This window comes from Streptomyces sp. NPDC038213, from assembly GCF_055600495.1.
Map to the genome: position 1 here is coordinate 24,482 of NZ_JBVJYM010000041.1, position 12,076 is coordinate 36,557.

At 73.0% G+C, this 12,076-nt stretch carries 8 protein-coding genes and 2 CRISPR repeat arrays (2 of these 10 cut by a window edge); all 8 genes read right to left on the reverse strand.

Annotated elements, in window-relative coordinates; translation table 11 throughout:
- Nucleotides 1-605: a CRISPR direct-repeat array (repeat unit 29 nt; unit sequence CGGAGCATCCCCGCGGGCGCGGGGTCGAC) (it extends 469 nt beyond the left edge of the window).
- 18 nt (nt 606-623) lie between these two features.
- On the reverse strand, nt 624-932 hold the full coding sequence (gene cas2e / locus ACZ7JZ_RS33345) for a type I-E CRISPR-associated endoribonuclease Cas2e (RefSeq protein ID WP_470946173.1): 309 nt from the start codon (nt 930-932) through the stop codon (nt 624-626).
- A complete protein-coding gene (gene cas1e / locus ACZ7JZ_RS33350) occupies nt 929-1,936 on the reverse strand; it encodes a type I-E CRISPR-associated endonuclease Cas1e (RefSeq protein ID WP_470946176.1) in 1,008 nt (335 codons plus the stop codon). The genes cas2e and cas1e overlap by 4 nt, the downstream gene beginning before the upstream one ends.
- A 6-nt stretch (nt 1,937-1,942) precedes the next feature.
- Nucleotides 1,943-2,695: a type I-E CRISPR-associated protein Cas6/Cse3/CasE gene (gene cas6e / locus ACZ7JZ_RS33355; RefSeq protein ID WP_470946226.1), complete on the reverse strand. Its 753-nt coding sequence runs from the start codon at nt 2,693-2,695 to the stop codon at nt 1,943-1,945.
- Between the two features lie 5 nt (nt 2,696-2,700).
- Entirely contained in the window at nt 2,701-3,501 is an 801-nt protein-coding gene (gene cas5e, locus ACZ7JZ_RS33360) for a type I-E CRISPR-associated protein Cas5/CasD (protein WP_470946178.1), read from the reverse strand.
- The gene (gene cas7e, locus ACZ7JZ_RS33365; protein WP_470946181.1) at nt 3,498-4,655 is read right to left on the reverse strand and encodes a type I-E CRISPR-associated protein Cas7/Cse4/CasC; all 1,158 of its coding nucleotides are present in this window, start codon (nt 4,653-4,655) and stop codon (nt 3,498-3,500) included. Before cas7e ends, cas5e begins: the two co-directional genes overlap by 4 nt.
- A 110-nt stretch (nt 4,656-4,765) precedes the next feature.
- Nucleotides 4,766-5,374: a type I-E CRISPR-associated protein Cse2/CasB gene (gene casB / locus ACZ7JZ_RS33370; protein WP_470946183.1), complete on the reverse strand. Its 609-nt coding sequence runs from the start codon at nt 5,372-5,374 to the stop codon at nt 4,766-4,768.
- 184 nt (nt 5,375-5,558) lie between these two features.
- A complete protein-coding gene (gene casA, locus ACZ7JZ_RS33375; protein WP_470946186.1) occupies nt 5,559-7,316 on the reverse strand; it encodes a type I-E CRISPR-associated protein Cse1/CasA in 1,758 nt (585 codons plus the stop codon).
- A gap of 282 nt (nt 7,317-7,598) precedes the next feature.
- Nucleotides 7,599-10,481, reverse strand: a complete 2,883-nt coding sequence (cas3, locus tag ACZ7JZ_RS33380; protein WP_470946189.1) for a CRISPR-associated helicase Cas3' — start codon at nt 10,479-10,481, stop codon at nt 7,599-7,601.
- A gap of 118 nt (nt 10,482-10,599) precedes the next feature.
- Nucleotides 10,600-12,076: a CRISPR direct-repeat array (repeat unit 29 nt; unit sequence CGGAGCATCCCCGCGGGCGCGGGGTCGAC) (it continues 1,054 nt past the right edge of the window).

Consider the following 12,076-nt stretch of genomic DNA (forward strand, 5'->3'; position numbering starts at 1 on the left):
GCGGCATCGACTTCGTCAGCGGAGCATCCCCGCGGGCGCGGGGTCGACCGGCCTGTGCACGCCTGCCTCACCAATCAGGCCGGAGCATCCCCGCGGGCGCGGGGTCGACGTCCGTCACGATGACCACGCGGTCGTGGCCGTCGAAGTGCGGAGCATCCCCGCGGGCGCGGGGTCGACCGGGACGACCCGTCCAAGGGCGACGCGCACGGCGGAGCATCCCCGCGGGCGCGGGGTCGACCGGGAGATCGCCGTGACCGTCGCCGTCGTCCTGGGAGCATCCCCGCGGGCGCGGGGTCGACGTTTTCCCGGCGGGATATCCAGCCCCCGCACAAGGAGCATCCCCGCGGGCGCGGGGTCGACCACACACATCACTTTTGGGGCCAGGGTGCTCCCGGAGCATCCCCGCGGGCGCGGGGTCGACGGGCCCGCGCCCAGTCGTGGGGGTCGCCATCACGGAGCATCCCCGCGGGCGCGGGGTCGACCGCGTGATGACCTTGACGTAGTTCCGGGTCTCCGGAGCATCCCCGCGGGCGCGGGGTCGACGTGCAGCCGCGGTACGGGGGAGGACAATCCCGGCGGAGCATCCCCGCGGGCGCGGGGTCGACACTTCCTGAGCTGGGGTTCTATCGGGGCGTGGGGCTGTTTTCGTTTAGTTGGGTTTTGGGGCGGGCGGAGAGGATGAGGCCGTCGAAGTCGACGGGTTGCCAGCGGTTGCGGCCTGCGGTGCGGACAGCCCAGCCCTGTTCGTTGGGGGCGGGTTCGATGAGGATGGCCTGGCCGTCGCCGATTCGGGTGGCGAGGAGTTCCCAGAGGCGGTCGCGGATGCGGCGGCTGGGGTTGCCGACGAAGACGCCGGCGCTGGCTTCGACCATCCAGCGGGTGAGGTGTCCCCGGAGGCCTTCGGGGGCGGCGATGAGGATGATGACGGTCATGGTGTGGGGTCGGGCTCGTCGGGGTCGGGGCCGATGACCGCGATGTGGTTGTCAGTCATGCCGTGGGGCGAGAGGTCGGCGTGGGCGGCGTAGTTGGTGCCGCCGGGGACGGTGCCGAGGTGTTCGTCCCACAGGAGGTTTGCTTCGTGGTCGTCGGCGTCGGTGCCTTCGGGGGTGAGGAGGTTCTTGACGTCGTTGACGATGCGGCCGAGGAGTTTGTGGCGGGCGACGAGGTCGCGCAGGCCGAGGCGGGCGTCGCGTTCCTCGGTGAGGCCCTGGGCTGCGAGGTCGAAGGCGAGGGGGATGGTGTATTCGGCTTTGTAGAGGTCGGCGATGTCGAGGACGAATGAGGTGGCTTTGCCGGTGTGGACGAAGCCGAGGCCGGGGCTGGCGCCGAGGCCGGTGATGACGGCGTGGCAGATGCCGTACAGGGCGGCGTGGGCAGCGGACAGGAGGCGGTTGAGGTCGTCGCCTGCGGCGAAGGCGTCGCCGGGTTTGTAGTCGCGGCCGTTCCAGGTGACGCCGGTGCGGGCGGCGTGGGCGCGGTAGATCTTGCGGACGCGGGTGCCTTCGCGGCCGCGGAGCTGTTGCATGGTGAGGCCGGTGACGTCTTCGCCGGGGAAGCGCATGCCGTACATGGTGCGGGCGACGGCGAGGCGTTCCTTGGGGCGTGTGACGAGCCAGGCCTGGCGGTGGAGGAGGCCGGCGCCGCGGCTGGGGCCGAGGCCGGCTGCGTACATGCGGACGCCCTGCTCGCCGACCCAGCACACGGTGGTGCCGGAGTCGGCGAGCAGGCGGACGGCGCCGTGGGTGACGCGGGTTCCGGGGCCCAGGAGCATGACGGCGACCATGGCGGCGGGGACGCGGACGGTCTGGTGCTTGTTGATGATGACGACGGCGTTCTCGTCGCGGTCGAGGTGGCTGCGTTCGACGTAGACGCTGGAGACGCGGTCGACGAGGCGGTGGAGGTCCTGGGGGTCGGCCTTCCACCAGATGTCGGGCACGGGGTGTCACGGCCTTTCGGGGATGGGGGCGAGGGTGAGGAGTCCGCATCCGTAGGCCTTGGAGGGGCCGATGCCGGACAGGAGGTGGTGGGTGAGGAGGGCGGGGTCGGTGACGCGGAGGTGTCCTTCGAAGGTGACGGCGCTCATGACGACGCGGGCTTCCTTGGTGGTAGGGCCCTTGTCGAAGGTGTGGCGCCGGCGGGTGGTGATGCGGAGGTCGCGCGGGGGGTGTCCGTCAGTGGTGCGGGTGTCGTCGAGGTGGGGGGCGGTGGGGATGTCGAAGCCCCAGCGGTCGGTTCGTTTGAGGAACCAGTCGAGTTGGGCGGTGGCGGTGCGGTGGCCGAGGCGGAATCCGCGTCGGCGGCCGCCGGCGTCGATGCGCTGCTGCTGGCGTTCGGTGGGCTTGGTGGGGGTGGTGGTGTTCTGGACGGGGTTGGCGGTGAGGCGGAAGGCGAAGCTGCGGCCGGTGGCGAGCTGCTGGAGGAGGGGGGTGTAGTCGCGTACGGCGTAGTGCTCGCCTTCGGCGCCGGGCCAGCCGGCGGTTTCGACGAGGTGGGTCCAGTCGGGTTTGTCGGTGGTGAGGACGAAGAGGTGGGGGCGGTGGGGGTTGTCGGGGTCGAGGCGCCAGAGGGTGCGTGCCTGGTCGGGGGTGGCGGGGAGGCCGCCTTGGACGGCGGCGTGCAGGGCGCGGGGGCTGGCGAGGAGGCGTCGGCTTTCGGCGCGCAGGGGGTTGATGCGGATGCGGGAGAGGTAGGGCATGCGGGTCACCAGCCCAGGAGGGCGAAGGGGTCGTGGCCGCCGGTGGGGTGGCCGGGGGGTGCGGGGTCGGGTGTGAGGCCGGTGGGGGCCTGGAGGTAGGTGTGGCGGGTGCGGCGGGTGGTGTAGGTGCGGTTGTGGGGGGCGAAGGAGAGGGGGACGTCGTCGCGGACGTCGTCTCCGGTGGGGTCGTCGAGGGTGGCGGGCAGGTCGATGCGCGCTGCGTTGTGGTGGTTGCGGCCCCAGCGGGTGCGTACGGTCTCGGTGGCCTGCCAGGGTTCGTCGCGGAGTGCGTCTTCGAGGGGGGCGGTGCGGCGGCCGAGGTAGAGGGGTTGGGCGGGCGGGCAGGAGCGGCGGCCCAGGGCGAGGGGGAAGGCGGGGTGGGTGACGGCGTGGGCGAGGGTGTCGATGAGGCCTTCGGGGCCTTCGAGGGCGGCGAGGAAGACGGCGTCCTGGAGGTAGAAGCGCTGGGTGATGTGGGTGTGTTTGGCGGGTGAGGTGGGTTTCTGCTGGCCTTTGGCGGTGACGGCGGCGGACAGGAGGGGCCGGCCGCGGTAGTCGCCGACGGTGTGGTAGTCGCGCAGGATGCTGCCGGGCTGGTCGATGCGGATGCCCAGGGCGAGTCCGGCGAGGTCGTCGACGGGGGCGTGGCGGGGGCGGCCGGCGGCGGCGGCGAGGAGGCCGACGATGCCGGACTTGGTGGGTTCGGGCCGGGTCTCGCGCCGGTTGAAGGCGCTGCGGTCGCCCCAGGACTGCATGGGGCCGGCGAGGCGGAGCAGGAGGACGGAGCGCGGGTCGGGGGTGCTCACGCCTGGGTCTCCAGGGCGCTGGTGATGCGGGCGCGCAGGGTGGTGCGCAGGTCGTTGAAGGTGACGGGGTCGCCGAAGGCCTGGGTGAGGGCTTCGGCGGTGTCCTTGGTGCGGGGCTCGTCGGCGGGGAAGGTGTGGGCGGCGGCGTGGTAGAGGGGGGTGTCGCCCCAGACGGCGGTGGCCTGGAGGTGTTCCTTGGCGAGGCGGCGGGCGGAGTGGGCCTGGATGCCGGCTTCGGAGGCGACGGGTTCCTCGAAGGCGGAGACGAGGTTGACCGGTTGGTCGGTGCGGACGACGACGGCGACGAGGCTGGGGCGGGTGCGGTGGGCGAAGGAGTTCTCGTAGCCGGTGGGTGCGGAGCGGGCGAAGCTGTCGACGAACCGGTCGAGGGCGTCGAGGGCGGCTTCGGTGTCGCCGCCGAGGTTGTCGGTGAGCTGGGGGAAGCCGACGGTGGCGTAGCGGTAGAGGGTGGCGGAGTTGAAGCCGATGGTGCCGATCATTCCGGCGCCGGTCTCGTCGCGCTCGTTCTGGTCGTCTACGGCGGTGAAGTAGTCGAATTCGAGCTGGGTTTCGTGGGTGGACAGGGCGTGGGCGACCTGGACGGCGGCGTCGACGTTGAGCTTGGGGATGTCGGCGACCATGCGGCCGAAGAGGGCGACGCCGACGGGGTGGCCGGTGGCGAAGGCGTCGGCGACGGGGAGGTCCTTGACCGCCTCGGCCAGGGGCTTGTCGTCGAGGGCGGCGAGGTCGGCGGCGCTGTCGGTGACGAGGGCGGCGACGGCGTCGAGTTGGGCGTTGCCGTAGAAGAGGAGGTAGGCGGTGTCGCCGGCCTTCTTGCCCTGGCTGATGCCGAGCTGGTCGAGGAGGGCGGCGGCGATCCGTTCGGCCGCGGCGCGGTCGTCGAGGCCGGTGGCGGCGGTGATGCGGGTGGTGAGTTCGGCGGTGAGGCGCCGGGTGCGGGTGGCGCGCTGGGGCTCGGGGGTGTGCTCGTCGAAGTGGCGGCGGGTGGCCCGCTTCCAGGCCTGGGAGGAGACGCGGGAGCGGCGGACGCCTCCGTAGACGGCTTCCTTGGGGTTGCCCTGGTCGTCGCGGTTGAGGTTGGCCGGCGGGACGGTCTGGATGACGTGTACGTCGATGTAGAGGCGCTGGTTCATCGGGTGGCTCCAGGTCGTGTGAAGGCGTGTGTGCGCGGGCGGCGGGCGGCCGGGGCGCGTGCGGGCAGGGAGGGGGTGCCGTACCCGTCGGTTCGCGGCGGGTGGGTGGGTCAGGTGCCGGTCGGCGGGTCCGTCGGGGGCTTCTGGGTCCAGACGTGGTAGTCCAGGCCCCAGCGGCGGCGTACGCGGTTGCGGGAGTCCGGGCGGTTCCAGCGGAGGATGTCGGCGGCCAGGGCGTTGTAGTCGAGGGGCTGCCTGATGTCCCTCAGCTGGGTGACCAGGCCGCGCAGGCGCAGTTGGAGGGCGGCCGTGGAGGTGGCGGAGAAGGTCTGCTGGAAGCGCCGGTCGACGGCTTCGTCGCTGGTGCGGTCGTGGTGGCGCAGGGCGCGTACGGCGCGGCCGAGGCTGATGCCGTCGCGGTGCATCGGCGCCTCCTGGCTCTGCTGGTGCAGCCCGTAGAGGGCGAGCGCGATGTGTTCGGCCTCCTGGGCGGCGGAGACCTCGCCGCGGCGGGCGGCGAAGTCGTCGACCTCGCAGGTGTAGAAGGGGAACATCTCCAGCACGGTGCCGGCGGGACGGCTCAGTCCCTTGCGCAGGACGGCGAGGTCCTCGCCGGGCGGGCGCCGCTGGGCGGCGGTCCCGTCCTTGCGCCTCCAGGTGCCGTCGGCGCCGATGTAGAGGTGCCAGATCCTCTGCTTGGGGCGTTGTTCTTCGGTCATGACCGTATCCAGACGTGGTGAGACTGCGGTGCCGTGGGACGGATGCGTACGGGCGGGTGCCGGTGGGTGCCGCAGGGTACGCCTGCGGGCCCGGCGGCCGGGGGAGAGTGGGCGGAGCGGATCCGCGCGGCCTGTTGCACGGCCCCGCGGGGTGCCGGGGCCGTACGGGCTGTGGCGGTGCCGACTACGGGTGGCCGGGGGCCGCGCTGCCGGAGGCCGGGCCGTCGCCGGCAGCGGTGGCGGCCTGGGCGCGCCGGTGGGCGTCGGCGCGGTGGAGGATCTCCGCGCGGCGCCTGCGGAAGGACGCTTCGGCGGACGAGGCGCGGTGGGTGTGTTCCGGCTTGCCTTCGCCCTGGGAGGTGGTTCTGCCGGCGAACGCGCCGACGGGTACGGCCTGCAGGAGCCGGTCGGAGATGTCCGCGGTGCGTGACCAGGCCAGTTGTTCCCAGGCGAGCTGGCCGGCTTCGATGCGTTCGAGGTCGTCCACGTCCCTCATCCCGGACAGCAGGCGCCGCACCAGCGGGTCGAGGGCGTGCAGGACGAGTTCGCCGGGGCGCTGGCCCTTGTCCCAGGGGATCGGGTCGGCGCCCAGGGCGCGCCGCAGGTCGGCGGAGAGGTGGTTGACGGCCGTGGCCAGTTGTTCGGCCTGTGCGGCGACTTCGAGGAGGGCGGCGCGGACGTCGCTGTCGGCGTCGAGTGCGGCCAGCGGCAGGGGCAGGGCGTCGAACATGACGTCGTCGATGACGGCCGACTGGTTGCCGTAGGCGATGCCGGAGAGCTCCACCCGCAGCGGGTACGTCCCGCCGAGTTCGACGGCGAGGCCTCCGGCCTGGTCGAGGATCCGGCTGGTGGCGAACCCGCTGGTCTTCTCCCCTGCCTCGCGGGATTGCCGTTCGGGTGCCAGGAGTGCGTCCAGGCCCCGCCAGGCGGCCTTCCCCGGCTGGAGGCGCAGCGGGCGGCGCGGCAGCGCGGCGACGGCACCGGCTTTCGCCTTGGTTTTGGGGGAGGTGCGGGTGCCGGTCGGCTCGAGGCGCCACATGGTGTGCGGCTCGGTCTCGGGGGTGTGGGGCATCCGGTCCCCGGCGGCGACCAGGACCCGGGTGACCCGCAGACCCTCGTCGGTGGCCTCGGGGAAGAGGCGGATCCTTCGGGACTGCCAGGTCCACAGGTCGAGGAGGCCTTCGGGGGCGCGGGTCTGCCACTGGGGGCTGCCGGCCGGCCGGGGGGCTGCGGGGTCGCGCCTGTCCCACTGGGGCAGGTCGGTCGAGGTCGGCGGGGCGCCGACGGGGATGTTCAGCAGCAGCGTCTCGAACAGGGTCCGGCCGGCGAGGAGCGTCACGCCCAACTGCCCCAGCGGGCCCGTCGGATTGCCGGTGGTCTTGCCCGCCTTCGCCTGCGGGTCGCCCGCCGCACCGGTCTTGATGGCTGCGGTGTCCCAGCACTGGGTGTGCAGCAGCCAGTGCGCCGCCTGCGCCGCAGTCAGCGAGCAGGTGTCGCCCTCCGTGCGGGAGGCGAAGAGGGGCACGTTGTTCCCGGTGGCGGAGGTGGCCACGATCAGGGCGGCGTTCTTCGTCTCGCCCTTCGCGGTGGACAGCCCGGCGACCTGACCGAAGGGATGCACCGGATCGAACAGGTCGAACAGGTGCTGGTGCTCGTCGAGGTAGTCCTCGAGTCTCCGGCGCTGCTGCGGCGACCAGCGGCCCGCGGAGTGCCAGGTCATCCACTCACGTTCGTCGGCCGGGCGGCCCAGTGCGGCGACGACGACCGGGAGCATCGCCTGCCGCAGGACGGCGGCCCGCTGGGTGGGGATCTCCACCACCAGGTCGCCGAACCCGTGCGCCTCGAGGAGCGCCGTCCGCAGAGAGTGTTGCCGTGCCGGACCGCCTATGGCCGAGGGTAAGAGCAGCCAGGGATCATCGGTCAGGGAGAAGCCATGCGTCATCAGTACCCCTTGAGGGAATCTCTTGTGTTTAAGCTAGCAGCGGGGTTGGGGTGCACGGGTGCTTTCTCCACAACCAGGTGCGACAATCCCGCAGTTGACCCCGCCGGCCTGCACCAAGCCGTACGCGCCGACGGGGATGGTCCCCTCTTCTGTTTGCATCACAGCCAGGGGCTCACGTAGTCCCCGCGCCCTGCGGGGTACGGGCCGCCGGGCACCGCCCGGCGGCCCACCACCCCCGAACAGACCTCCCCCGACGGACAACCGGGCCCGCACCGCGCCCCCCTACAGCTGCCGCAGGCCGAACTCCTCGTCGTAGGACACGGCGAAGTCCCCGATGCGGGCCCGGCCCGAGCCGTCCAGCACCAGGGCCCGGCTGCGCCGCAGCCAGGGGTGCCCGAGCCAGCCCGGCAGCGGCTTCAGGTCCACAGCCGACTGCGTCAGCCGGGGAGGCAGCCGCACCGTCGAGCCCACCACCTCCTCCAGCACCTCCGGCGCCACATCCCCGTTGACGCTCAGGGCCCGCCCGGCCAGGGTCCGGAACACCCCCTCGCCCTCCCGGCGCACCACGAGTACGACCTCCACGGACTCGTCCCCGTCGCGCACCGCCGCCCGCAGCGCATCCTCCCCGCTGCCCCCCGACCCCGCGTAGTGCAGGCCCGCCAGGGACCGCCGCTCGTGCTCGCCCGGACCCGTCAGCAGGAAGCCGGCGGCCACCGCGGCACGCTCGTGGTCCGCCTGCTCCTGCACCTGCCGGGCCGCCCCAGCCGCCTCCCCCCACGCATCCGGGACAAGCGCAGGGTCCTGCCCGTAGACGGTCTCCACGAGCCGCGGCACGTCCCCCGGGACCGACCAGCCCCCGCCCTCCCCCGGCAGGACGGCAGCCGTACGCAGCAGCAGGTGGCGCCCGTAGATCATTTCGCTGGCGTAGCCGAACGCCGGCTCACGGCCCGGGCGCGGCTCGAAACCGGTGACGAACACCCTGGGCGTCCGCAGCCGTTCCGGCCGCCAGATCCCGTCATGCCGGTGCAGCCGCCCGATGCGCTGCAGCAGGAGGTCGACGGGGGCCAGGTCGGTGACCAGCAGGTCGGCATCGACATCGAAGGACTGCTCCGCCAACTGCGTCGCAACCAGGATCAGCCTCCCGCCCCGCGGCCTCGGCGTCCGCGGCCCCAGCAGGTGCAGGCACTCCTGCGTCAGGTCCGCGCGCCGGGCCACCGTGAAACGGGCGTGCAGCAGCCGCACCTCGTCCCCGCCGAACCGGCCGCACAGCTCCTCGTACAGGCTCTGCGCCCGCGCCACCGAGTTCCGGATGACCAGCGCGGTCCCCCCGTCGGCGAGCTCCCCCTCCAACAGGTCCCCCACAGCGGCGTCCGCCTCCGCCTGCAGCCGCAGCCGCTCCTCACGCGTAAAGCCCGCACCGGGCAGCGACTCCGGCAGCACACCGACCGCCACCGGGAGGTCAGCGCGCCAGCTGCCCACCGCATCGGCAAGGAACTGCGGCTCCCCGCCACCGTCCAGCCAGGCGGCCGTCACACTCGGATACCCCCCGGGCGCGGGAACACCCACCTTCAGCTCCTCACGCGAGGCGGCCCCCGCCAGGTACGCCTCGAACAGGGCCTGCCGCTGCGCCGGCGCCAACGTCGCCGAGAGCGCCACCACCGGCACACCGGCCTGCCCCAGCCACCGCAGCGCCTCCCCCAAAAACTGGCTCATGTACACGTCGCACGCATGGACCTCGTCCAGCACGACGACCTTGCCCGCCAGCCCGGCCATCCGCAGCATCACGTGCCGCGTGCGCGTCGCCGCATACAGCAGCTGGTCGACCGTACCGACGACGAACGGGGCCAGCAGCCCCCGCTTCGGCCCCAGGAACCACTCCGCGGGCGCGAGCCGCTCCTGCCCACCGCATCCGGCGTGCCCGACGCCGTAGGGGTCGTCGTCCATCCCGTACTCGTCGACTCCCCGGAACGCCTCGTCCGCAGACGCGCCCGCGCCGGCCAGGAGGTCCTTCCACTCGCTGTTGAACGCCCGCTTGCCGTGCAGCAGCACCACCCGCGAGGCGAGACCGGCATCAACGGCCCCCAGCCACCGCCGCGTCCGCGTGAACATCGGATCGCTGGTCGCCTGGGTCGGCATCCCCACGAAGACACCGTCCGCCCCGAACCGCGCAGCCAGCACCTCGGCCGCCGCGTGCGCCGCCTCCGTCTTCCCCTCCCCCATCGGGGCCTCGACCACCATCAGCCCCGGACCACCCATCCGGCGCGCAGCCCCGACCACCATGGCCTGCGACAGCCGCGGAGCGTAACCGAACCGGTCCACGAACGCCTCAGGCCCCGGCAGCGCCAAAGACCCCCAGCCGCGCTGAAGACCCAGCGCAGCCCATGCCGCGGCCGCCCGCTCACGCGACGCGCCCAGACCCACCTGCTCCAGATCATCGACCCCCTGGAAGTGGCGCTCGTCGCTCGCAATCCAGTCGGCCATCACCACCAGACCGCTCAACTGCAACTGCAGCGCCCTCGACGGGACCACCGCCGGCTCGACCTCACCCAGGCCCCCGAACCCGAGCTCCCGGGTGAAGACGTCCACCACCGCCTCCTGCACCCGGCGCCAGACCCCCCGGCCCCTCAACTGCCCCTTCGCAGAACCCGGCTCCTGCACATCCTTCAACGACGGAAAGGCGCCGTGGTGCCCCGCCACCAACGGCCACACCCAGTCCACCTGCCCCGGACCCCACCCCGCCGCGGTCAACAGCTCACGTGCCACCAGCCCGCCGGCCCAGTCATGACGCCAACGCCGTTTGCTCCTCTGCCCCGCCACAGCCGCCGACTCGACCCACGTCAACCCCGACCGCCGCACCGCCTCGGCACCCTCGGGCCACAGACGCTGGTGCACCGGCGTCGCCTTCCCCCAGTCGTGAACCCCGCACAACCAGACGAACAGCCTCCGGCCGCGCCCCGGCCCCCCGGCGACCTCATCCAGCGCCGACCGCGTCGACGGGGCAAGAAAGTCGTCCCACAGCCGCTCGGCAACGGCAGCGGTATCCAGGAGATGCGCCATCAGCAGGCTCGTCGTACCCCCCGCCCGCTCCCGTGACTTCCCCCACAGCACCGCCAAAGCCCCGACGACAGCAGGCTCGTGCCGCCCGCCCAGCTCCTGTAAATCCACCAGGCCTCCAACCGCCAACCATCCAGGGGCTCACACACTAGGGGGCCCCACTGACAGCCCGCCCGAGCTGCGAAAAGGCAGAAGCACCCTCGCTCGTCCGCCCGGAACGTGATGCAGCCGAAGCATCCCCGCGGGTGCGGGGTCGACAACTCCGTGGACAGGGTGGACGCGTAGCCGTACGGAGCATCCCCGCGGGCACGGGGTCGACAACGTCGGCCTGATCCTCGAATCCGCGGGACACGGAGCATCCCCACGGGCGCGGGTTCGACGTTACTGACTGGTCGGCCCTTCCTCAGGGGCCCGGAGCATCCCCGTGGGCGCGGGTTCGACTGGCCGACGCCGTTCGGCACGCCGTACGGCCAACGGAGCATCCCCGCGGGCGCGGGTTCGACAGCTCCGGCACGCCGACCTGCTCGAGCTCGGTCGGAGCATCCCCGCGGGCGCAGGTTCGACACGTGGGTGTAGGAGCCGATCAGGCCTCGGGACGGAGCATCCCCGCGGGCGCGGGGTCGACCGGGTCGCGCCGCGAAAGGGCTGGTCGCAGCCCGGAGCATCCCCGCGGGCGCGGGGTCGACGGGGCCGGCGGCCGCTCTCCGTACGACTCGTTTGGAGCATCCCCGCGGGCGCGGGTTCGACCGGGGTAGTCCCCGTGGCGGTCGCTGTCCTAGCGGAGCATCCCCGCGGGCGCGGGTTCGACCGGGGTAGTCCCCGTGGCGGTCGCTGTCCTAGCGGAGCATCCCCGCGGGCGCGGGTTCGACAGCCTCGACGGGCCCTGGACCGAGTTCGGCAGCGGAGCATCCCCGCGGGCGCGGGTTCGACCGCGGGTCGTCCGAGAAGGAGAAGCCGCCCCACGGAGCATCCCCGCGGGCGCGGGTTCGACCATGTCCGCACCACTGAGCGCAGATCGGTTCATGGAGCATCCCCACGGGCGCGGGTTCGACATGCTGGACGCCGACTTCGGCCGCTTCGACGTCGGAGCATCCCCGCGGGCGCGGGTTCGACGTAGCTGTCGCCGAGCGGCATGGGCGTGGCTCCGGAGCATCCCCGCGGGCGCGGGTTCGACCCTTTTGCAGAATTTCGGCGGGCGTGCTAGCGCGGAGCATCCCCGCGGGCGCGGGTTCGACAGGTGACCTGCCGTGTCCGACACCTCCCTCGTCGGAGCATCCCCGCGGGCGCGGGTTCGACTCAGCCACGGGACGCCTCCAGCGCGCCATCCTCGGAGCATCCCCGCGGGCGCGGGTTCGACGGCGGGTTCACCGGGGCCGGAAAGTGGTTCCGCGGAGCATACCCGCGGGCGCGGGTTCGACTCGATCTCCGCCCACCCGTACCGGCCGGAGTACGGAGCATCCCCGCGGGCGCGGGTTCGACCCGGGCAGGCACGGCAGAACCTGCTGCCGCGCCGGAGCATCCCCGCGGGCGCGGGTTCGACCTGATGGCGGGGGCCCTGGCCGAGCTGCACGTCGGAGCATCCCCGCGGGCGCGGGTTCGACAGGCCCGCCCCCACCGGGATCAGCCCCTTCCCCGGAGCATCCCCGCGGGCGCGGGTTCGACCCGTGCGGCTCGGTTCGGGGGCTGGGCCAGCGCGGAGCATCCCC